Source organism: Carnobacterium alterfunditum DSM 5972, assembly GCF_000744115.1.
Taxonomy (GTDB): Bacteria; Bacillota; Bacilli; order Lactobacillales; family Carnobacteriaceae; genus Carnobacterium_B; species Carnobacterium_B alterfunditum.
The window spans coordinates 2,225,323-2,248,071 of record NZ_JQLG01000004.1 but is presented as its reverse complement, the minus strand read 5'-3'; the positions used below and the strand labels follow the sequence as shown (position 1 = coordinate 2,248,071).

The 22,749-nt window shown below is 36.0% G+C and carries 16 protein-coding genes and 2 pseudogenes; 3 read left to right on the top strand and 15 right to left on the bottom strand.

Annotated features, from left to right (window positions below; all coding sequences use genetic code 11):
• Nucleotides 1-148: 148 nt before the first annotated feature.
• On the bottom strand, nucleotides 149-2,122 hold the full coding sequence (locus BR50_RS11020; protein ID WP_034548627.1) for an ABC transporter ATP-binding protein/permease: 1,974 nt from the start codon (nucleotides 2,120-2,122) through the stop codon (nucleotides 149-151).
• A gap of 309 nt (nucleotides 2,123-2,431) precedes the next feature.
• Between BR50_RS11020 and BR50_RS11015 the strand changes: the two genes are divergently transcribed.
• The gene (locus BR50_RS11015) at nucleotides 2,432-2,809 is read left to right on the top strand and encodes a hypothetical protein (RefSeq protein WP_034548625.1); all 378 of its coding nucleotides are present in this window, start codon (nucleotides 2,432-2,434) and stop codon (nucleotides 2,807-2,809) included.
• A gap of 78 nt (nucleotides 2,810-2,887) precedes the next feature.
• Here BR50_RS11015 and BR50_RS13015 read toward each other — a convergent pair.
• Nucleotides 2,888-3,589: pseudogene (locus BR50_RS13015) on the bottom strand (IS3 family transposase); the annotation flags it as partial.
• Nucleotide 3,590: 1 nt separating this feature from the next.
• Here BR50_RS13015 and BR50_RS11005 point away from each other — a divergent pair.
• A pseudogene (locus BR50_RS11005) lies at nucleotides 3,591-3,782 on the top strand (tyrosine-type recombinase/integrase); the annotation flags it as partial.
• Between the two features lie 116 nt (nucleotides 3,783-3,898).
• Here the strand turns inward: BR50_RS11005 and lepA are convergent.
• The 11 genes from lepA to BR50_RS10950 all read right to left on the bottom strand — a co-directional run bounded on the left by lepA (nucleotide 3,899) and on the right by BR50_RS10950 (nucleotide 18,237).
• Nucleotides 3,899-5,722: a translation elongation factor 4 gene (gene lepA, locus BR50_RS11000; protein WP_034548622.1), complete on the bottom strand. Its 1,824-nt coding sequence runs from the start codon at nucleotides 5,720-5,722 to the stop codon at nucleotides 3,899-3,901.
• A 180-nt stretch (nucleotides 5,723-5,902) separates the two neighbouring features.
• Entirely contained in the window at nucleotides 5,903-7,051 is a 1,149-nt protein-coding gene (gene dnaJ / locus BR50_RS10995; RefSeq protein ID WP_143298357.1) for a molecular chaperone DnaJ, read from the bottom strand.
• 132 nt (nucleotides 7,052-7,183) lie between these two features.
• Nucleotides 7,184-9,028: a molecular chaperone DnaK gene (gene dnaK, locus BR50_RS10990; RefSeq protein ID WP_034548619.1), complete on the bottom strand. Its 1,845-nt coding sequence runs from the start codon at nucleotides 9,026-9,028 to the stop codon at nucleotides 7,184-7,186.
• A gap of 48 nt (nucleotides 9,029-9,076) precedes the next feature.
• Nucleotides 9,077-9,640, bottom strand: coding sequence for a nucleotide exchange factor GrpE (gene grpE / locus BR50_RS10985; RefSeq protein ID WP_034548617.1), 564 nt, complete (start codon nucleotides 9,638-9,640; stop codon nucleotides 9,077-9,079).
• Nucleotides 9,641-9,658: 18 nt separating this feature from the next.
• On the bottom strand, nucleotides 9,659-10,696 hold the full coding sequence (hrcA, locus tag BR50_RS10980; protein ID WP_034548616.1) for a heat-inducible transcriptional repressor HrcA: 1,038 nt from the start codon (nucleotides 10,694-10,696) through the stop codon (nucleotides 9,659-9,661).
• Nucleotides 10,697-10,983: 287 nt separating this feature from the next.
• Nucleotides 10,984-12,363, bottom strand: coding sequence for an argininosuccinate lyase (gene argH / locus BR50_RS10975; RefSeq protein ID WP_034548615.1), 1,380 nt, complete (start codon nucleotides 12,361-12,363; stop codon nucleotides 10,984-10,986).
• A gap of 25 nt (nucleotides 12,364-12,388) precedes the next feature.
• Nucleotides 12,389-13,603: an argininosuccinate synthase gene (locus tag BR50_RS10970; RefSeq protein ID WP_034548614.1), complete on the bottom strand. Its 1,215-nt coding sequence runs from the start codon at nucleotides 13,601-13,603 to the stop codon at nucleotides 12,389-12,391.
• 276 nt (nucleotides 13,604-13,879) lie between these two features.
• Nucleotides 13,880-14,842, bottom strand: a complete 963-nt coding sequence (gene ribF / locus BR50_RS10965) for a riboflavin biosynthesis protein RibF (RefSeq protein ID WP_034548612.1) — start codon at nucleotides 14,840-14,842, stop codon at nucleotides 13,880-13,882.
• Between the two features lie 15 nt (nucleotides 14,843-14,857).
• Nucleotides 14,858-15,775, bottom strand: coding sequence for a tRNA pseudouridine(55) synthase TruB (truB, locus tag BR50_RS10960; protein WP_034548611.1), 918 nt, complete (start codon nucleotides 15,773-15,775; stop codon nucleotides 14,858-14,860).
• Between the two features lie 413 nt (nucleotides 15,776-16,188).
• On the bottom strand, nucleotides 16,189-16,743 hold the full coding sequence (locus BR50_RS10955) for a DUF421 domain-containing protein (RefSeq protein ID WP_034548610.1): 555 nt from the start codon (nucleotides 16,741-16,743) through the stop codon (nucleotides 16,189-16,191).
• A 132-nt stretch (nucleotides 16,744-16,875) separates the two neighbouring features.
• The gene (locus BR50_RS10950) at nucleotides 16,876-18,237 is read right to left on the bottom strand and encodes a LysM peptidoglycan-binding domain-containing protein (RefSeq protein ID WP_170206181.1); all 1,362 of its coding nucleotides are present in this window, start codon (nucleotides 18,235-18,237) and stop codon (nucleotides 16,876-16,878) included.
• A 316-nt stretch (nucleotides 18,238-18,553) separates the two neighbouring features.
• Between BR50_RS10950 and BR50_RS10945 the strand changes: the two genes are divergently transcribed.
• Nucleotides 18,554-19,873: an ISL3 family transposase gene (locus BR50_RS10945; RefSeq protein WP_034546213.1), complete on the top strand. Its 1,320-nt coding sequence runs from the start codon at nucleotides 18,554-18,556 to the stop codon at nucleotides 19,871-19,873.
• 74 nt (nucleotides 19,874-19,947) lie between these two features.
• Here the strand turns inward: BR50_RS10945 and rbfA are convergent, their stop codons facing one another.
• Both rbfA and infB read right to left on the bottom strand, forming a co-directional pair.
• Nucleotides 19,948-20,295 carry a 30S ribosome-binding factor RbfA gene (gene rbfA, locus BR50_RS10940; protein ID WP_034548609.1) on the bottom strand — a complete coding sequence of 116 codons (348 nt, stop codon included), beginning with the start codon at nucleotides 20,293-20,295 and terminating at the stop codon, nucleotides 19,948-19,950.
• Between the two features lie 23 nt (nucleotides 20,296-20,318).
• The gene (gene infB, locus BR50_RS10935) at nucleotides 20,319-22,739 is read right to left on the bottom strand and encodes a translation initiation factor IF-2 (RefSeq protein ID WP_034548607.1); all 2,421 of its coding nucleotides are present in this window, start codon (nucleotides 22,737-22,739) and stop codon (nucleotides 20,319-20,321) included.
• Nucleotides 22,740-22,749 lie beyond the last annotated feature (10 nt).

Here is a 22,749-nt window from a genome sequence, read left to right as displayed (position 1 = left end):
AGAATAACAAATAAAAAATACCTACCAATTAAGGAGTCTTTTTTATTTTGAATAAAGTTGTTTTAAACGCTAAATTTTAAAGTCATTAAGACTCTTACCAACTAAAAAAAGAACTCTACCATTTAAGATAGACTCCCTATACTTTATATTAATCTCGTTTTAAAGCTTCAACAGGGTCTAATTTAGCTGCTTTAGAAGCAGGTAAAACTCCTGCAAGCATACTGATTAAAATGCTGATAAGCATACCTGAAAGTATAAATGTTGGTGTAATATCAATCATATTTACGTCAAAGTATTTAAAAGTTAAGTTGTTTGCAAAATATTCTAAAATTGATGCAATAACCACTCCAAAAGTAGCACTAAATAGTCCAATTAAGAATGCTTCTGCTGTAAAAATACGTTTAATATCTTTGTTACGTGCTCCAATAGCTTTCATGACACCAATCTCTTTTGTACGTTCAACAACTGAAATGTATAAAACAGTTAAAATCATGATAGCAGAAACAACTAATGAAATACCTGCTACACCTGCTAATACATAGGTGAAAATATCTGACATTTGTGTAAATATTTTAGTAATGCTTTCAATAGCTGAACCTTGATAGCCTAATTCTGAAATTTTATCTGAAATTCCTTCACGGTTATCTTTATCATTTGCTGTTAAATGCATAACATTAGGTTCTAATTCAATATCCTCTTTAGATACCACCAATGACCCTAAAGTTGTATAATTCATGTATACAGAACTTGTAGATAATGAGTCTGCAGCAAAAATACCACTAATTTTTTGTGTTGCGGAAACTGCTGTTTTATTTGCCACAGCATCTAATGTAATCTCTTTTCCAATAACAGAATTTTCATCTTCCCCATTTGCTAAAGTTGTTGCCATAGCCTGAGTGACTAATAATTCATTTTCAGAAGGCATTTTACCCGAAAGAATATCAGATTCTGTAATAGCTGCGGATAACGTATTTAAGTTCATAAAGGTAGCAGTTATGTCATTTAAGGTTACTTTGTTGGAACCTAATGAGAACCCTGAAAATCCTTCTTCAACTAAGGTTACATTTTCAATACCCTCAAGTTTAGCAATATCCTCTTCTGTAAAAGGCGTTACTTCCATTATGCTTGCTAAAGGATTTGTATCATTTGGGTCAGGAACTTTAGTAGGCATATTTACTTCTACAACTAAAGGATTAACTTGGCTATTCATAGTGTTTTCAATATATGTATTGACACCATTCCCTAAACCTAACATTAAAATGACACTCATAATACCTATTGAACTACCTAAAGCGATAAGAACGTTTCTCGACCATTTAGCTTGCATATTTTTAACTGCAAGTTTCATTGAACCTAAAAGACTAAGATTCTTTTTGGTATATTTAGCTTTAATCGTGGCATCTTCTTTAAAGTCGTTGTCTTTTGAAGAATTTAAGGTTATGCCTAAAGTATCCGAAACAATTAAACCATCATCAATTTTAACAACTCGACTTGAACGTTCTGCTACTTTATCAGAATGGGTAACCATAATAACTAATTTTCCATTTTCAGCAATTTCTTTTATCAAGTCTAACACTTGGTCGGTTGTTTCAGAGTCTAAAGCTCCAGTTGGTTCATCTGCAATAATAATATCTGGGTCGTTGACTAACGCACGAGCAATTGCTACACGTTGTTTTTGACCCCCAGAAATAGCATCTGGTTTTTTAGTCAAATGGTCTTCTAAACCTACAAGGCTTAAAATTTCCTTAGCTCTTTTTTCTTTTTCAGCTTTAGAAACATTAGATAATGTCATAGCTAAAGTTACATTATCTAAAATAGAAAGGTGTGCAATTAGATTAAAACTTTGAAAAACGAAACCTACATTGCTTTTATGATAACGAACCAGTTCTTTTTCAGAATAGTTTCCGATATTCTTACCATTGTATAAAACGTTACCCTCAAAATTTGAGTCCAACCCACCTAAAACATTCATCAAGGTAGACTTACCAGAACCACTTTCCCCAATAATAGAAACTAACTCACCCTTTTCAAAACTCACATTAATCTGTTTTAAAGCATGAAATTTGTTTCCATTTGTTGATTTATAATACTTATTTACTTCCTTTAACTGCATAATTGGCATATATTCGGTAAATCCTCCTAAAATTACTGTTCGTTTAACTTATATAATACTAATAATAGTAGTACGTATAAGAAGTTTTGTCAATAACTGCTAGTGCTTACAAAATAAGGGTTGAGATGTAAGTTAAGATTGCAGTAATTTAAACTATTTTTAATAAGTTTTAAAAAGGTTTTAAGGTCACAGACAACACCAACCTAACGAAAGACCTTAAAATTACTAACTTAATTTGATAAAGATAGCCTAATTAGTGGTTATTGTAGTAGTATCTTTTTGGTTTTTTGCAGGTTTTAAAGGGGATTTTTCTCCACTTTGATTACATCCAGGTCCGAAATATTAAAAGAAGGAGTTTTAGAAACAACTAATGGTATGCATATTGAGCATCTTAATACGGATGATTTACAACCATTGATGCAGAATCCTCCACAAAATGCTGTTGGTTTTTTTATAGGAGATAACTTAGGTGGTTCAGGCTGGGAAATACTTATGCCCGATGGGGGAAAAGAAAAATATTATGTTGATTTGCCAAAAGAAATAAAAATTAAAACATTTTTAGAATTAAAAAACCTCCCAAAAGTCTCGGTCAAAGACAAGGAAGGTCAGTTCTATAATACTCAAGATATGGTAAAATACTATTATGATTTTTTAGTAGTGCTTGTTAACAATGCTAAACTAACTTTTATAAACTAATTATACCAAAAAAAACAACCCTACCTCAATTTAAAGTATACCCTTTGTAAAGGACGTTTAAAAAAAGCTCTAAGCTACTTAAAGAAGATGGCGTCTGTATCGTACAGGCGTCATCTTTTTTAAATTCCATTGACCACGATAATGATTGTAATAGGTCATATAGCTCTTTATTTCTCGTTTTACATCTTCTAACGTTCCACATGATTTGAAATCTGTTTTATCTTTAAAATGCCCAAAAAATGATTCTTGTGTGGCATTATCCCAACAGTTTCCCCGGCGTGACATGGATTATCCTAACCCCATTTGCTTGACCATCTTTTGAAATTGAGGGCTGGTATAGTGAACCCCTTGATCTGAGTGAATAAATGCATCATCCGTTAGTTTTACTCCACTCTTTTTCAACTTCTTTAAGGTCGTTAGTGCAACCCCTAGTGTGATTTTATCGGAGGTCTCATAGGCTAAAATCTCATTGGTTTCGGCATCTTTTATGGTTGACAAGTAGGCTCGTTTTCCTTTTCCGTAACTTAAATAGGTAATGTCTGTTAATAATACTTTTCCGGCGACACCTTGTTTAAAGTCACGATTCAATCGGTTCGGTAAGGTGCGATGTTCTTTTGTTGCTTTAGCCATTTTTCGGTAAGGATTTGCTTTTCGAATTGGACAAATGATGCCAAACTTTTTCATAATACGACGAATTCGTTTTAAGTTATAGGTAATTTTGAACTGATTTTCTAGCGTCATTTTGATTTGACGCGCGCCCTTCTTGCGACGGCGAAAATGATTTTCATTTCATTCGTTTCGACACACTCACGCTACTATGTTGTTAGAGAACGGAGCAAAAATGAAAGATGTTCAAGAAAGACTTGGTCACTCTCGTATTTCAACTACAATAGATATATATGCTCACGTAACTGAGAAAACAAAAAAAGAAACAGTTATTATATTTGAAAACTATTTAAATAGAGATTTATAGTTTGCCTACGTATAAAACAAAAAATTGCCAACATTCGACTTAAAACTCAAGTCAATGTTGGCAAAATCTTTTTTTCAGTTGTGTACATTCAAGTGAAATGTTCTTATATCAACGTTTTACTCGTCATCCATCTTAAGAACGGACATGAACGCTTCTTGAGGGACTTCTACCGATCCGACTTGTTTCATCCGTTTTTTACCAGCTTTTTGTTTTTTCAATAGTTTTTGACGACGGGTTACGTCACCACCATAAAGTTTCGCTGTAACGTCTTTACGTAAGGCTTTGATGTTTGAACGAGCCACAATTTTTTGTCCGATTGCTGCTTGAACAGGAATTTCAAACTGGTGTCTTGGAATAATCGTTTTCAATTGATCAACGATCGCTTTTCCACGATGGAAAGCAAAGTCTTTATGCACGATAAAGCCTAAAGCATCGACTTTTTCGCCGTTCAATAAAATATCCATTTTAGACAAATTACTCTGCTTGTAGCCTATCATTTCGTAGTCTAAGGAAGCATATCCTTTAGTGCTTGATTTTAATTTATCAAAGAAATCATATACGATTTCTGATAATGGGATCTCATAAACAACGTTTACCCGGTTATCATCAAGATACGCCATCGTTAAGAAGTCGCCACGTTTGCGTTGTGAGATTTCCATTACAGCTCCGACATAGTCATTTGGAACCATGATCGTTGCTTTTACGTAAGGTTCTTCAATTGATTCGATCACACCTGGTTCAGGCATTTCAGCTGGGTTAGCTACGATCTTTTGTGTGCCATCCGTTAAGTTTGCGTGATAGATAACAGATGGAGCCGTTGTGATCAATTCTAAATTGAATTCACGTTCAAGGCGTTCTTGGATAACGTCCATGTGTAATAGACCTAAGAATCCACAACGGTACCCAAATCCAAGCGCTTGAGAGGTTTCAGCTTCAAATTGTAATGCTGCATCGTTTAATTGTAATTTATCTAACGCGTCTCTTAAATCGCCATAACGAGAAGAATCGATTGGATACATCCCACAATAAACCATTGGCGTCATTTTACGGTACCCTTTTAGTGATTCTGTAGCAGGGTTATCCGCTAAAGTAATCGTATCCCCAACTCGAGTATCTTGGACTGTTTTGATATTTGCAGTAACATATCCAACATCTCCAACCATTAAAAATTCGCGTTTGATTGCTTTAGGTGAAAAGACCCCTACTTCGGAAACTTCAAATGTTTTTCCGTTACTCATCAACTTCATAGTATCTCCAGGTTTGATCATCCCTTCCATAACACGAACATTCAAGACCACTCCACGATAAGCATCGTAAACTGAATCAAATATCAACGCTCTTAAAGGACTATCTGTATCGCCTATTGGAGCAGGAATTTTTTCGACGATTTGTTCTAAGATTTCCTCGATACCGATACCAGCTTTAGCACTTGCAAAAACGGCTTCACTAGCATCGATCCCAATAACATCTTCTATCTCCGTGCGGACACGTTCTGGATCTGCCGCTGGTAAATCGATTTTATTAATAACGGGTATGATTTCAAGATCATTATCTAGCGCTAGGTAAACGTTTGCCAGTGTTTGGGCTTCAATGCCTTGTGCTGCATCAACAACCAGAATCGCTCCTTCACAGGCTGCTAAACTTCTTGAAACTTCATACGTAAAATCGACGTGTCCTGGTGTGTCGATTAAATGTAATGTATACGTTTCGCCATCTTTTGCTGTATAGTTCAATTCAATTGCATTTAATTTGATCGTAATGCCTCGTTCACGTTCAAGATCCATCGAATCCAATAATTGTGCTTGCATGTCGCGATCAGCAACGGTATTCGTCATTTGCAGGATACGATCGGCTAAGGTTGATTTCCCATGGTCAATATGAGCAATAATGGAGAAGTTTCGAATACGTTTTTGTCTTTCAATTAATTCCTGTTTATTCATCTAGTCGTGCCTACCTTCTTTATTTATTCCGAAAAGTGTCATTGTAAATTATACCAGTGAAACCCCTGAATTACAATAAACTTAGAGGGAACCAGCTCTTAAGACGAAAGAAAGCCTAAGCTAGTGCTCAGGCTTTCTTTGTACTTTAAATAACGTACACGCTTATTTAAAGAAATCAGTTCATTTCTTTTTCTTATCTGCTTTAAAAGCATCTTTTACTTTATCAAAAATAGAACCATCTTGTTCTTCAACTTCCATGCCGCTAGCTTTAGCAAATTGTCTCAACAATTCCATTTGTTCTTTAGATAAATTCTTCGGAGTGATCAATTTAATCTTCACATGTTGGTCTCCAGTACCTGTGCCACGTAATTTTGGTGCTCCTTTGCCTCTCAAACGGAAATTCGTTCCTGTTTGTGTTCCAGCAGGTATTTTTAGCTTCACTTTACCATGAACGGTCGGAACTTCAACTTCATCCCCTAAAGAAGCTTGGACAAAATTAATTGGCAATTCATAATAAATCTCTGATCCATTTCGTTCAAACTGGTTGCTGGCTTTGACACGGAAAACAACATATAAATCTCCGTAAGGTCCACCATTTTTACCAGCTTCCCCTTGTCCGTTTAAGCGCATTTGATTGCCATCTTCAACACCTGCAGGAACCGTTACTTTAACCGTATGTTTGTCTTTAGTATGGCCAGAACCATAACAAGTTGGACAAGGTTCTTTAATTTCTTGACCAGTACCATGACAAACATCACATGTTTGTCGTGTCATTACGCGGCCAAGTGGTGTGTTTCTCTCAACGTTCAATGAACCTGTACCATGACATTTAGAACAGGTCACAGGGTGAGTACCTGGTTTAGCTCCATCACCGTGGCATGTTTTACATTCTTCTTCACGGTTGTAGCTGATTGTGGTTTCTTTTCCAAAAATAGCTTCTTCGAATTCAAGATTCACTGAGTACTGTAAATCTTCCCCTTGACGAGGAGCATTTGGATTTTGTGAACGACCGCCGCCACCAAAAAATGATTCAAAAATATCTTCAAAGCCGCCGCCACCAAAGCCGCCGCCGCCGTAACCGCCGCCACCTGCTCCAAAGTTTGGATCCGTACTTGCATGACCATATTGATCATAAGCTGCACGTTTATCAGCACTACTTAAAACCTCATACGCTTCTGCAACTTCTTTAAACTTGTCTTCAGCACCAGCTTCTTTATTGATATCCGGATGGAACTTTTTTGATAGTTTTCTGTATGCTTTTTTTATTTCTTCATCAGAAGCACCTTTTGATACTCCTAATACTTCGTATAAATCTCTTTTAGCCATGATTTCCCTCCATCGTTACGAATAAAAATTTTTTAATGTATCCTCAAATTCGCCTTAATGAGCATAGCATATCTAGAAGAAAAAGCCAAAAGCAATTTGCCTTGGCTTTTCCCTTTCATCCTCTAATTATAAAGATTATTTATTTTCGTCATCTACCTCTTCAAAATCAGCATCAACGACATCCTCAGATCCACCTTGTGATCCTTGTTCTTGTGCATCTTCTGGATTTGCCTCTGCTTGAGCTTGAGCAGCTTGTTCATATAATTTAACTGTTAGAGCTTGCACGATTTCATTTAAAGCATCGCGTTTAGTTTTCATTTCTTCGATATCATTTGCTTCAACGGCTGCTTTTAATTCATCACGAGCTTCTTCAGCTTTTTTAACTTCAGCTTCATCAACTTTACCCTCAAGTTCAGTGATTGTTTTATCAACTTGGAATAATAATTGATCAACTTCATTACGTAATTCTACTTCTTCTTTACGGACTTTATCTGCTTCAGCATTTGATTCTGCATCTTTAACCATACGTTCGATTTCTTCATCAGTCAAACCTGAAGATGATTTGATCGTGATTGTTTGTTCTTTTTGAGTTCCTAAGTCTTTAGCACTAACGTTAACAATTCCGTTTTTATCAATATCAAATGTTACTTCGATTTGTGGAATTCCACGAGGTGCAGCAGGAAGGTCAGTCAATTGGAAGCGACCTAATGTTTTATTGTCAGCTGCCATTGGACGTTCACCTTGCATTACGTGTACATCAACAGCCGGTTGGTTATCAGCAGCAGTTGAGAATACTTGTGATTTGCTTGTTGGGATCGTTGTGTTACGTTCGATCAGTTTTGTAAACACCCCGCCCATTGTTTCGATACCTAATGATAATGGAGTAACATCTAACAAGACGATATCTTTAACATCACCAGTAATAACTCCACCTTGGATCGCAGCACCCATAGCTACTACTTCATCAGGGTTAACTGATTTGTTTGGTTCTTTTCCTGCTTCTTTACGTACAGCATCTACAACAGATGGAATACGTGTTGATCCACCTACTAAGATAACTTCATCAATTTCAGATGTAGCTAAACCAGCATCTTTAAGAGCTTGACGAACAGGTCCTTTAGTACGTTCTACCAAATCATAAGTTAATTCATCAAATTTAGCACGAGTTAAGTTGATTTCCAAGTGTAACGGTCCAGCTTCACCAGCAGTGATAAATGGTAGGCTGATTTGTGTTGAAGTTACGCCTGATAAATCTTTTTTAGCTTTTTCAGAAGCATCTTTCAAACGTTGAACGGCCATTTTATCTTTAGATAAGTCGACACCATTTTCTTTTTTGAATTCAGCTACTAAATAGTTCATGATTTTGTTATCAAAATCATCTCCACCTAATTTGTTATCACCAGCAGTAGACAATACATCAAAAACGCCATCTCCTAATTCAAGAACAGAAACGTCAAAAGTACCTCCGCCTAAGTCAAATACTAGAATTTTTTCTTCTTTATGTGTTTGATCTAAACCATATGCTAATGCTGCAGCAGTTGGTTCATTTACGATACGTTCAACTTCAAGGCCTGCAATTTTACCAGCATCTTTAGTTGCTTGACGTTGTGCATCATTAAAGTAAGCAGGAACAGTAATAACAGCTTTATCAACTGTTTCTCCTAAATAGCTTTCAGCATAACCTTTCAAGTATTGTAAAATCGTTGCAGAAATTTCTTGTGGAGTATATTTTTTGCCTTCGACTTCAACTGAGAAACCAGCTTCGCCAATATGACGTTTAATTGAACTGATTGTATTTGGGTTTGTTACAGCTTGACGTTTTGCAACTTCTCCTACTTGCATTTCTCCGTTTTTAAAAGCTACTACTGATGGAGTCGTACGGTTACCTTCTGGATTCGGAATAATTTTTGCTTTTCCGCCTTCTAATACTGCAACTGCTGAATTTGTTGTTCCTAAGTCAATACCTATCATTTTTCCCATTATAAAATCCCTCATTTATTTATTATTTTTTTATTATTTATTTAAGCTTTATTGAGCAACGATGACCATTGCTGGACGTAAGACTCGTCCTTTTAAATCATACCCTTTTTGTAAAACTTGTACAACTATTTCACTTTTTTGACCTTCTTCAACAGGAACCGTTTGAACAGCCTGATGGAAGTTTGGATCAAATGGTTCATTTAAAGGATCGATAACTTCGATTCCTTCGTTTTTTAATGCTGCAGCGAACGTTTCCTTCACCATCTCGATTCCTTTTTTCAAACTTTTGCCTTGCTCATCTGTTACTTCAATAGCTAGAGCTCGTTCTAAGTTATCACCGACTGGAAGCAATTCGAGTGCTAAAGATTGAGCACGGAATTTAGCAGCATCTTCACGTTCTTTTGCATTGCGTTTTTGGATATTTGCCATTTCAGCTTGGACACGCAAATATTTATTTTCCATTTCTTCTAAAGCAGCTTTTGCTTCAGCAAGTTCATCAACTTCTACAGAATCAGTTGTTTCTTCTGGTTTAATTACCGTTTCTTCTACTGATTCTGTTGTTGTTTCTTCTACTACTTCTTGTTCTTGCTTCTTGTCTTTATTTCTAGACACATCAACAGCTCCTTTTAATTAATCTTCTACAGAATGATAGTAGTCGATTATTTTTTTTGAAAGCTCATTTCGAAATACATCCACCAAGCCAATCATTTTGGAATACGGCATATTCGTTGGGCCTAACAATGCAATAACGCCTGAACTGTATCCTTCAATGTCATAGCTTGCCGTAATTAAACTGAACTCATTGAAAAGCTCATTGTTTAACTCCGTACCAATTTTCACGGTGATTCCAGTAGTACTTGGGATCACTAGAGAAGATAAGTCATGAGTACCATCCATTAACGAATAAATAGACTTGAATTTTTCGACATTTAATTCATTCGAAAAATCTAATATATTCATTCTTCCACCTACGTGCATCCTATCTTGTCCAGCCTTCAAAAAGACATTTTCAAAGATATCTAAGATTCCTTCATTTGTCTTAACGTACTTATTTAGCAATAAAGGAATTTCAGTCTTGAGTCTTTTAAATACTTCCATTAACGGAAGACCAACTAATTGTTCATTAAAAATACGAACAATTTTTTCCAGCTCATTAACGTCCATCGATCTCGGGATAGTAACAACTTGGTTTTCAACATGGCCTTTATCTGTAACCAGAATAGCCATGACTTGATAATCATTCAATGGTACCAAACGAAAACCGGTTAAAATACTCTCTTTGATTTCAGGACCTAATGTTATTGCCGTATAACTGGTCAATTGAGAAAGCAATTCAGCAGATTGGAAAACAATTTCATCCAACTGTCTAAATTGATTTCCTAAAGCATTCTTTATGACTGCAAGATCTTTTTTCTGGATTTTCACTGGATGTACCAGATAGTCCACATAAAAACGATAGCCTTTTAATGACGGAACACGACCTGATGAGGAATGTGTTTTTTCAATGAAGCCTAATTCTTCAAGACGTCCCATTTCATTACGAATGGTCGCTGAACTAAAATTGATCTCAGCTTCATTCATCAAGGTTTTAGATCCTATGGGTGTCTCGTGTGAAGTGTATAAGCGAATGATAGATTTTAAGATTAAAATCTGTCTTTCAGTTAACATGTTGCATCACCTCTTTTTTAGCACTTGAAACTATTGAGTGCTAATACATTTATTAATTTACCAAATATAATTGTTCCTGTCAATAATTTTTGCTTATTTTTTGACTAATTTTGACGTTTATTAAAAACATTGATTTTCCGCTTGATTTATCCATTTTCAGCCTAGAAAAAAAGTATTAAAAATGAAATAATTCATTTTTAATACTTTTTCTTCTCATTGATTTTAGGTCTGAAATTTCTAATATTCGTAGCTTTGTTGTTCATAGCAACACCATTTGTTGACCAGTCCTAATTTAACTGGCATTCTTTTTTTGCTTTTTCTAGTTCAGTTCTTATTTGGACAAAACCAGTACCGCCTAAAGAATTTCTGCGTTCAACAGCCACACGAGATTCTAACAAAGAATACACATCTTCTTGAATGATAGGAGCTGCTTCTTGAAAATCTGCTAATGAAATATCTTGTAAATAATTGCCGTTTTTCAAGCACTTTAAAACAAGTTTTCCAACTATTTCATGTGCTTCTCTAAACGGAATACCTCTGGAAGCAAGATAATCAGCTAACTCTGTCGCATTGGAAAAATCTTTAGTTGTTGCTTCACTCATTTTTTCTTCGTGCACGATCATATCATCCAACATACCAGCAAATACGTTCAAACAATCTTTGACAGTTTTTACTGTGTCGAACATACCTTCTTTGTCTTCTTGCAGATCCTTGTTATAAGCTAGTGGCAAACTTTTCATTACCGTCAACAGTGAAAATAAATTGCCGTACACTCTGCCTGTTTTACCACGAATCAATTCTGCCATATCCGGATTTTTCTTTTGCGGCATGATCGAACTACCTGTTGAAAAGGCATCCGTTAAACTAACGAACTGATATTCATGACTTGTCCAAAGAATTATTTCTTCGCAAAAACGTGAAAGATGCACCATCAGTATGCTGCTATTCGACAAAAATTCTAAGATGAAATCACGATCACTAACGGCATCCATACTATTTGAATAAACGGAACTAAAGCCTAATTGTTCTGCGGTATCCAAACGATCGATTGGAAATGTCGTTCCTGCCAAAGCTGCTGCTCCTAAAGGGGAACAATCGATGCGTTTCAAACTATCTTGGTATCTTTCTAAATCACGTTTAAACATATTGTAATACGCCAACAAATGGTGAGCAAAAGAGATAGGCTGCGCATGTTGTAAATGCGTATATCCAGGAATAATGGTTTCAACATGTTTTTCCGCTTTTAGCAGAATAACTTTTTCTAGGTCCATAAGCGATCCAGAAATTTCACCAACTTGACGTTTTAAATAAAGATGCATATCGGTGGCTACTTGATCATTTCGGCTTCTTGCAGTGTGTAGTTTCCCTGCGACTAGCCCAATCTCTTTATGAAGAAGCGTTTCGATATTTAAATGAATGTCTTCATTAGCAATAGAGAATACCAATTCTTTCTTTTGGGCTTTTACTAAAAGAATTTCTAATCCTCTGATGATCTCATCTGCTTCTTCTTGAAGAATAATAGACGTCTTAGCTAACATTTTAACATGTGCCAAACTTCCTATAATATCTTCTTCCGCTAAAACTTGGTCTACTTCGATCGAAGCACCAAATTCATCGATCCATTTTTGACTTTCTCCTTCAAAACGACCGCCCCATAATTTTTTCATGTTGTCATCCTATCCTTGTTTAAGATTACTTATTCTTGATAGTAACTTTTGGTTTATTAACTTCTGCATGAACTTTTGTAGGCAGACCCCATAACTTAATAAATCCAACAGAGGCTTCTTGATTAAATGTATCTGCAGAAGTATAAGTTGCTAAATCTTCATCATAAAGTGAGTTTGGAGACTTTCTGCCTTCCACGATTGCGTGGCCTTTAAATAATTTCACTCTTACCGTTCCATTTACATACTTTTGAGTTGATTTCAAAAAAGCAATCAAGCTTTCAGTCAATGGATTGTACCATAATCCGTTATAGATCATTTCTGTTATTTTCTGTTCAATTATTGGTTTAAAGTGTGCAGTATCTTTAACGAATGTAAGATCTTCCAATTCTTTATGAGCGGTCATAAGTGTCACTGCCCCAGGAGCTTCATAGATTTCACGAGATTTGATACCAATCAATCTATTTTCAATATGATCGATCCGTCCAATCCCATGTTTTCCAGCAATGCTGTTCAACTGTTGGATCAAATCAGACAACTCGTATTTTGAACCATCAAGAGCTACTGGAACTCCCGCTAAGAATTCAATTTCAATCATTTCTGGGCTATCAGGAGTATTTTCTAAACTCGCTGTTAACTCATAGGCTACTTCTGGTGGTGCGATCCAAGGATTTTCTAAGACGCCACATTCATTGCTTCTTCCCCAAAGATTTTGATCAATAGAGAAAGGATTGTCTAAATCAATTGGAACCGGAATAGAGTGTTCAATAGCATAGTTGATCTCTTCTTCCCTTGACCATGTCCAATCACGAACCGGTGCGATTACTTTTAAATCTGGAGCTAAAGAATGAATGGCAACTTCAAAACGAACTTGATCATTTCCTTTTCCGGTACACCCATGTGCTACTGCTACCGCTTTTTCTTTTATAGCTACTTCAACCAATTTTTTAGCAATTAAAGGACGAGATAACGCTGATATTAGCGGATACTTACCTTCATAATATGTGTGCGCTTGTAACGCGATCAATGCAAAGTCATTAGCAAATTCTACTTTAGCGTCAATCGTATATGAAGCAGAAGCACCGATTTGTATCGCCTTTTCTTTAATAAAATCCAGGTTTTTTCCTTCTCCTACATCCAAACAACAAGCGATGACCTCATACCCTTCATCTATTAACCATTTAATTGATACTGAAGTATCCAATCCACCTGAGTAAGCTAAAACAACTTTTCCTTTATTCATAAAAACACCTCATCCAATTAATTTTATTGCATGAACGTATCCTAACATGGCAAAAAGATTAAAACAAGCTTAAATTGTTTTTTTATGCTTTATTATGTATTTTATAGCTTTTATTTGAAATTTTATTGTATATTAAGCTACTTTATTCATAAATATTGTATAAATCAGAAGGACTCTCTTAGCAAGAGCCCTTATTGTTTTATCATTTTATGCAAAAAAAAACAAGAAACAATTGTCTCTTGTTTACTCTGTTCAATTACTTTCGGATATGCTCCATTACTTATTCTGGTTTGATTTATTAGTCTGTTCAAAAAATTGTGCCGTATCCAATTCGTCTTGTTTAAGTTGCGCAATTAAAGCGTCAATCGAATCAAACTTTTTTTCATCTCGTAAATAATCATGCCATAATACCTTTACTTCTTCACCATAGATGTCAGCACTAAAATCAAGAATGTAAACTTCGACCGTTAATGGACGGTTCGCTTCAAACGTTACATTGTGTCCAATTGAAGCCATTCCTTTATACGTTCTTCCACCCACTACTATTTCAACAACATATACACCCTTACGAGGCAGCTTAACAAGGTTCTCAACTTCGATGTTCGCTGTTGGGAATCCTAACAGCCTTCCCCTGGCGTCTCCATGTATGACTCTTCCAGGAGTAGCGTAGATATAACCTAAGAGATTATTAGCAACAGGCATATCTCCAACTTCTAAAGCTGAACGAATCCGTGTAGAACTAATTTTTTCTTCTCTCAATGTTTGTTTTTCCACTACAACTATCTCAAAACGATTATTAGCATACATTGGCAAATGTACCATTGAAGCAACTTCCTTTTTGCCAAATGAATAGTCAAAACCTGCTACGACTGTTTGTGCATGTAATCCAACAATGTATTGATCCACAAAATCTTGTGGTGTTAAACTAGCGAACGCAGATGTAAAGTCGACTTCATAAAGATAATCAACGCCAATTTTCTCCATCAATTCCTCTTTGCGAGATACAGTTGAAAGATATTTATGCTGATCCGAATTTAATTTTTTAAAAACAATTGAGGGATGTTGATTGAATGTCATGACTGCTAATTTTAAATTGTTTTTATCAGCAAGACTTTTTGCCCTAAAAATCACTTCTTGATGGCCTCTATGTACGCCATCAAAAAAACCTAAAGCTAACACTACTTTGTCTTCAGGGATTTCATCTGCTAGATACGGATGATGCAGTTTAATGATTTCCACAGTGTAAAAACTCCTCTACAAATTATTCCTTAATACTTTGATTGGTTTCAAATAATCTTTTTTTTGTGGATGGACAACATAAATACTAACCGCTTTTTGCAAATAAATGAAAACAACTGGCATCGACAAATCAGCTGGAATAGTATCGATTGGCAACACAGCTCCATTTTTCACTTTATCCCATAAGGTTTCATCAATATCGAATGAAGCTAAGTCTTTTAGACCAAATTCTAGAGGAAATAAAACTTCGTCAATTTCTTCTTGTTCCATTTTTTCAGCAACTTGGGCTAACGTTAAACAATCGCTAGCTTTAAACGTACCACTAAGCACACGCGTTAAATCAGACATGTGCGCTGGGTATCCAAGTTGTCTACCTAAGTCTACAGCCAACGTACGAACGTAAGTCCCTTTTCCGCACGCCACCTCAAACTTCCAAGAGACCGTCCCTCTTTCTTTATCTACGACCACGTCTGAAGTCCGTTTGAATTGTTTTATCTCCGCAACTCTTTCTGGTCGTTCAACGGTTTCACCAGCTCTAGCATACTCATATAATTTTTTCCCATTCACTTTTACTGCTGAATACATTGGCGGTATTTGAGTGATTTTTCCTTCCATGTTTTTCATGGCAGCATCAATCGCTTCAAGCGTCGGTACTTCTTCTACTTCGACTTGCTCAACAATTTCACCGCTGCGGTCTTCTGTTGTTGTCGAATAACCAAGTGTAATTTCTCCTATGTAGCCTTTACCTGTTTCCATCATGTACTCGACAACTTTTGTAGCTTTTCCAACACAAATAGGCAATACGCCGTCGACATCTGGATCCAACGTACCTGTATGTCCAATTTTTTTTGTTTTTAAAATTTTTCTAAGTTTAAATACACAATCATGACTAGTCATGCCGCGTTCTTTCCATAAAGGGAGAATACCTTCCATTGCTTGATCCCAACCTTCCTTTTTTCAACTCTTCAAGTATACCATAATTACCAAAATGACGTCATCCATTTATTAACCGTGTATTAGTTCAATTATCTGTTTTAGTGAGAGAATTGAAATCAACCTTTACTAAATAAAACATCATTTTATACTTGTTTAATGGATAAGTCTGTATGATTAGTCAAATGGAAACTTGTTTTATACTCGTTTAATCAATAAAATCAGTTTATTAGTTAAATGGAAATTTGTTTCAATGCTCATTTAAACATTAATTCTACTTTATTAGTCAAAAAGATTTTTATTTGTCATCTATTGAATCAATAAACTTAAACGAAAGCTCCTTTACAATGATTGGATACGTAGAAAAGGTCAAGAATACAAAATCAGAGACCAAGAACTATGTCCCAGTCTCTTTAGTCTAGATATTTTAAAATTTCTTCTTCATAGTCTGGACTGACTTCAGTCACTACTGAAAGATTTCCATTAGATTCTAACACAACTGCAAAAACCTTATCTGAAGAACATCTAGCTTGGATTCGAATAGCAGAATAAATATCTTCTTTAGTTACGCGACTTTTTTTCATTGTATTTTCTAAGAAAGCACCCTTTAAAAATAAAACTTTTGGAGCTGGATTAATAAATTTTGAAAAATAGGACCATTTGCTGATGATTTTTGAAACAAGGAATTGCATGGACAAAAGTAATGTGATTGCTAAAAACCCATTTATTATAGTAACATCTTTTAAGATCATAGTAGATGATACTGTTGACCCTATCGTAAATGAAGTGATAACATCCTGTATACTCATATTTGAAACACTTCTATTTCCAAAAATTCTTAAGCTAGCCAGTAACAATATAAAGGTTATAATTGTTGAAAAAAAGATTCTAATGACAGGCGTCCAACTATCAAATAAAAGATTTGGCGTTCCCATTTCTGTTTGTATGTTTATCAAAAAATCCGACATTTAAAAACCTCCTTTACACACTTAGTGTAAAGAAAAAAAGCAAAGAGTAAAGAAATTCAAATTAAGGCCAAAGCATACAAGCAAAAATCAGTTGTACACTTTGGCCTTAGCATATTCTATTGCCTAGCAGTATTAGACTGTGGGTATTTTTAAGACTTGACCAATCTTTATTACATTCGCACTAGCCAATTTATTTATAGTGACGATCGATTGAACAGTCACGCCGTATCTTTTAGCAATGCTGTAAAGAGTATCTCCAGCCTTAACGGTATAATTGACTGTTGTTGGTACCGGTTTTGGAACGATCGTACCGGTACTAGCAGGGATTTTCAGGATTTGACCGACCATTATTACATTCGCACTGGCTAATTTGTTTGCTGTGACGATCGATTGAACAGTCACGCCATATCTTTTAGCAATGCTGTAAAGAGTATCTCCAGCCTTAACGGTGTAATTGATTGTCGTTGGTACCGGTTGTGGAACAATCGTACCAGTTTTAGCAGGAATTTTTATCGTTTGGCCTATTTTCAGTATATTAGGATTGGTCAAGTTATTGGCAGCCACTAACTGTTGAACGGTTACATTATATGCATTAGCAATTTTGGTTAAGGTATCACCTGCTTTAACGGTATAGTTAGTAGTCGGAATGATAAGAATTTGGCCGACACGAATCACGTTTATATTGGTTAACTTATTAGCTGTTGCCAATTGTTGAACAGTCACTCCATAAAGACTGGCGATCTTAGTTAAAGTCTCACCTGATTTGACAATGTGTTGGCCACTAGTAGCTGTTTGCGTGCCAGTAGACAGCATTTGGCTGATCGTAACAAAGGTGTATCCTTTAGCCTTCAATTGGTTGATCATATTTTGGAGTGCTCCTGGGGTACCTGTAGCACCTTCTCCTGTATGCATCAAAACAATCATTCCTGGAGTTGCATTATTTACAACTTTATTCGTGATCTCACTAGAAGAGACCCCTTTCCAATCGACTGTATCAATCGTCCAGCCAATCGTTTTTGTATAGCCCAAATTACCAACCGCTAACAATGAAGCGGCATTCATTGAGCCAAAAGGTGCACGAAAATAGGGTTTAGTAGTCTTTCCACTAATATTTTTAATAACAGCTTCCCCTTTATCTAATTCCGTTTTGATCTGAGCTGCACTTATTTTAGTAAAGTCAGGATGAGAGTATGAGTGATTGCCAAATTGATGCCCTTGGTCAGCAATATTTTTGATCAATTGCGGATGATTTTCTGCTGCTTTACCAGTAATGAAAAAAGTAGCTTTGATTTTATTTGCGCTTAAAATCTGTAAAATTTTAGTAGTATTTTTGCCATCTGAACCATCATCAAACGTAAAAGCGACCATTTTAGATGTTGTATTCCCTTTAGTTATATATTGAGAGCTGGCAGCAGTGACCGGTAAAGCGAAAGTTAAACTGAATAAGAGCATTAGTGTCAGTAGAAGACTAGCCAATCCAATTTTTAAACGCATGTTACTCACCCCTTTATTTTTTTAAGTAAGTTTTTCCAATGCATTTTTCCCTCTAGGTTCTCAGCTCTCCTTTCACTTTTATTATACCACCTCAGATAACTATTTGATTTTTAAAAGACTTTTCTCCCTGTTGTATTTTGATTTTTCAATTAAAAAAACCTCCAAAGGGTTGCCCTTTGGAGGTTTAAAATGGCTGTATAATTTTTGGTGTGGATGAAGAAATTCATTCGCACCTATTTTTTTATAAAAAAATAGAAACAAATGAATTTTCCAGTTAGAATAAAGTCACGACAACCCACTAGAAAGGAAAATTCATATGTCTCATAATAATTGTATCCGAACTGCACTTGATTTAAAAGATAAAAATATCTTTTTTGATGAAAAATTTTGCGAGGAGAAACGAATCAAAGGGTTCAGATCAAAAGTTTTCTATGCCACTTTAACGTACAAACCCACTCACTGTGAGTGTTGTGGGATGAAGAACCACGCCTACTCTATTGTAAAGAATGGGTATTTAACCTCTAGGGTTAAATGGGTCAGTTCGACTCATTATGCAACGTCTATTCGATTAAAGAAGCAGCGGTTTCTTTGTAGAGCATGCGGTGTTACCTTTGTTGCACGTTCTCCTGAAATTGAAGAAGGTTGCTTCATCGCTAAACGGGTCAAACAGTCTATCGCGGTTGAATTAGCCGACACTATTTCTATAAAAGACCTGTCTAAACGGCATTTTGTTTCTCCTACCACTGTAGACAGAGTCTTGAAACAACTCAATCAGTCTGTTAAAAATACCTTCAAATCCTTGCCGCAACACCTCTCTTTCGATGAATTTCAATCCGTTAAAAACGTCGAAGGAAAAATGAGCTTTATTTATTCGAATGCAGACACACATGAACCAATCGATATCTTGCCAACTCGGCTGCTACTAGCTTTACGCCGTCACTTTCTTCGCTATCCCTATAAGACGAGGATGAACGTAAAAACGATTGTCGTAGACATGAACGCGGCCTACTTTACATTAGTTAAAGATCTCTTTCCTAATGCTAAAGTGATCATTGACCGTTTCCATATCGTTCAGTTGATATCACGCTCGTTGAATCAAACCAGAGTTCAAACAATGAAACAATTCCATACCTCTAATTCAGAAGATTTAAAGAATTACAGAAAATTTAAAAGGTACTGGCAACTCCTGTTAAAGGATTCAGACGACTTAAATTTTAAGGATTACCGCTATCAACGACTCTTTAAAAAACCTTTACCGAATACAGAAATCATCGACTACCTACTTACGCTCGACGAGACTCTTAAAGCGACGTATGATTTGTATCAAAATCTTCTTTATTATTCTAAAAAAAATGACTATAAAGGGTTTAAAAACCTTGTACTTAAGGCTTCTCCTAAAGAGTTATCTCCTTTTATGCAGACTGCCCTTAAAACCCTGCGTAAACACTTGCCTAGGATAAAACATACTTTTATGTATCCCTATTCTAACGGTGCTTTAGAAGGGTCAATCAATAAAATAAAAGTCATCAAACGGGTTGCTTATGGTTATCGGAATTTTCAGAACTTTAGATGTCGTATTTTGATTAGTTTTAAAGCAAAAAAAAGCAGCGCGAGAAGATTCTCTCACGCTGCTTAAACAAGACGTTATTTCCAACTAAATTTAGCTCATCCACACCATTTGACGTAGAGCCTTTAAAATGAGATTTTTTATTAGTCTTTATTTAAATTACGCAATAATTCATCGATATGACTTCCATATTCAACAGATGCATCTCGCTCAAAACTTATTTCTGGTGTTTTGTAGAGTGTCAAACGTTTGCCTAATTCACTTCTAACTAATCCAGAAGCCTTATCTAAGCCTAATTGTGTTCTTTCACGATCACTAGCTTTGTCAGATAAAATACTATAGAAAATAGTTGCTTGTTGAAGATCACCGGTTACACGTACATCGGTTATATTTACATTAGCAACTCGGGGATCTTTCACGCGTTTCTGCAAGATATCATTTACTTCTTTTTGAATTTCTTGTGAAACACGGCCAATTCTATGATTTGCCATATTTAACCCTTCTTTCTTACGTATTACTTACGTTTAATTTCAACCATTTCATAAGCTTCAATAACGTCATCCACTTTAACTTCGTTGTAATCTTTGATCATAAAGCCACATTCAAAACCTTTTTTCACTTCTTTAGCGTCATCTTTAAAGCGTTTCAAACTTGCCAATTCGCCTTCAAAAATTACGATATTGTCGCGAATCAATCGGATACCGCTGCTACGCTTGATAGTACCATCTGTAACGAATCCACCAGCAATCGTACCTACTTTAGATACTGTAAATGTCTCACGAACAACAGCTTGTCCTGTTATTTTTTCTTCGTATTCAGGGTCTAATAGACCTTTCATAGCTGTTTCAATTTCATCGATCGCATTGTATATGATACGGTGCAAACGAATATCAACTTGTTCTTGATCAGCTTGAACTTTAGCTTGTGGAGTCGGACGAACGTTAAAACCAATAATGATCGCATTACTTGCTGCTGCTAAAGTAACATCACTTTCGTTAATTGCTCCAACTGCAGTATGAATCATTTTCACACGTACGCCTTCTACATCAATTTTTTGCAAACTTGAAGATAATGCTTCTGCAGAACCTTGTACATCTGCTTTTATGATAACATTTACTTCTTTTAATTCTCCTTCTTGCAAACTAGAGAATAAGTTATCGATCGTTACACGATTCGTTACCGAACGTTGTTCAGCCATTGCTTTCTTCTCACGTGTTTCTCCTGCTGCACGAGCTGTCTTTTCATCTTCAAAGACAACAAACTGATCTCCAGCTTGAGGAGCAGTGTTCAATCCAGTAATTTCAACTGGAGCAGAAGGTCCAGCATGTTTTACACGACGACCATTTTCGTTGACCATTACACGGACACGTCCGTAGGTATTTCCAACTACGATTGGATCTCCTACATTCAGCGTACCTTCTTGAACAAGCAAGGTTGCAATTGGACCTTTTGATTTATCTAAACGTGCTTCAATAACCGTACCAAGTGCCAAGCGTTTAGGATCTGCTTTTAAATCTTCAACTTCAGCAACAAGCAGGATCATTTCTAATAATTCTTCTAAGTTTTGTCCTAATAAAGCTGAAATTTCAACGAATATAGTATCTCCGCCCCATTTTTCTGGAACTAAACCATATTCAGTTAATTCTTGCATTACACGTTCAGGATTTGCATCCGGTTTATCAACTTTGTTGACAGCTACGATAATTGGAACTTCTGCAGCCTTAGCATGATTAATAGCTTCAACTGTTTGCGGCATAACGCCATCATCTGCAGCTACAACAATAATCGTGATATCTGTTACGTCTGCTCCACGAGCACGCATTGTTGTAAACGCAGCATGTCCTGGTGTATCTAAGAAAGTGATGATTTTTCCATCAACATCAACTTGATAAGCACCAATATGTTGTGTGATCCCGCCGGCTTCGCCTAAACTTACTTTTGTGTTTCTAAGTGAGTCTAACAGTGTTGTTTTACCATGGTCAACGTGACCCATGATCGTTACTACTGGTGGACGAGCTGTAAGATTTTCTTCAACAACTTCTTGATCAAAATAAACATCTAAATCAGAAACGTCTACTTGAATTTTTTCTTCTGCTTTAATTCCATACTCTTCAGCTAATAATTCAATAGCTTCTTTGCCTAAACTTTGGTTTAACGTTGCTACGACACCTAGCATGAATAGTTTTTTGATAATTTCAGCTGGTTCACGGTAAATCTTTTTAGAAATATCCGCTACAGTCATACCATCCGTATAAGAAAGTACTTCTGGTAATTCTTTGAATTTACGCGCTACTGGAGGTGCAACCGGTTTAGTTTCACCTTTTTTACCTTTTCTCTTACGTTTATTAAATCCACCATGCGTTCCTACACTTCCACGGTTAAAAGGTCTGTTACCTGAGCGTTTGTTCTTATTGCCCCCTTGTGCAGCGCGTTGTGGCGCCTGGCTTGTTGCACCTGTTTGAGCTGCTGGAGTACTTGTTGCTGGTTTACTTGCTGCTGGTTTGCTTGTTGCTGCTGGTTTATTTGCTGCTGGTTTATTTGCTGCTGGTTTACTTGCTGCTGGTTTACTTGCTGCTGGTTTGCTTGTTGCTGCTGGTTTATTTGTTGCAGCCGGTTTATTTGTTGCAGTTTGATTTTCTTTCGCCGCTGGACGGTTTGGTTGATTGGATTGATTCTTCGGATTCGTTATAGGATTACCACCTTTTTGATTTTTTATACTTGAAGTACCTGTTGTTTCTTTTTGGATACTTTTACTAGAGGTTGCGTTACTTTCTTTATTCGAAACAAAAATTTGATTTAGCTGTTCAACTTGCTTGTCTTCCATTGAAGACATATGGCTGTTGTAGTCAATTCCAAGTTCTTTCGCTTTACTAATAACACTTTTAGTTGGTACATCTAATTCTTTGGCATACTCATATACACGTTTTTTAGCCATGTTATTCCCC

Excerpts from the sequence above, each read along its gene's own strand:
- BR50_RS10955 (WP_034548610.1), bottom strand. The coding sequence starts at position 16,743 with ATGTCGGATTTTTTGATAAACATACAAACAGAAATGGGAACGCCAAAT.
- lepA (WP_034548622.1), bottom strand. The coding sequence starts at position 5,722 with ATGAATAAACAGGAATTAATTGAAAGACAAAAACGTATTCGAAACTTC.
- dnaK (WP_034548619.1), bottom strand. The coding sequence starts at position 9,028 with ATGGGAAAAATGATAGGTATTGACTTAGGAACAACAAATTCAGCAGTT.
- BR50_RS11020 (WP_034548627.1), bottom strand. The coding sequence starts at position 2,122 with ATGCCAATTATGCAGTTAAAGGAAGTAAATAAGTATTATAAATCAACA.
- rbfA (WP_034548609.1), bottom strand. The coding sequence starts at position 20,295 with ATGGCAAATCATAGAATTGGCCGTGTTTCACAAGAAATTCAAAAAGAA.
- argH (WP_034548615.1), bottom strand. The coding sequence starts at position 12,363 with ATGAAAAAATTATGGGGCGGTCGTTTTGAAGGAGAAAGTCAAAAATGG.
- hrcA (WP_034548616.1), bottom strand. The coding sequence starts at position 10,696 with ATGTTAACTGAAAGACAGATTTTAATCTTAAAATCTATCATTCGCTTA.
- truB (WP_034548611.1), bottom strand. The coding sequence starts at position 15,775 with ATGGAAGGTATTCTCCCTTTATGGAAAGAACGCGGCATGACTAGTCAT.
- BR50_RS10970 (WP_034548614.1), bottom strand. The coding sequence starts at position 13,603 with ATGAATAAAGGAAAAGTTGTTTTAGCTTACTCAGGTGGATTGGATACT.
- BR50_RS10945 (WP_034546213.1), top strand. The coding sequence starts at position 18,554 with ATGTCTCATAATAATTGTATCCGAACTGCACTTGATTTAAAAGATAAA.
- infB (WP_034548607.1), bottom strand. The coding sequence starts at position 22,739 with ATGGCTAAAAAACGTGTATATGAGTATGCCAAAGAATTAGATGTACCA.
- BR50_RS10950 (WP_170206181.1), bottom strand. The coding sequence starts at position 18,237 with ATGCGTTTAAAAATTGGATTGGCTAGTCTTCTACTGACACTAATGCTC.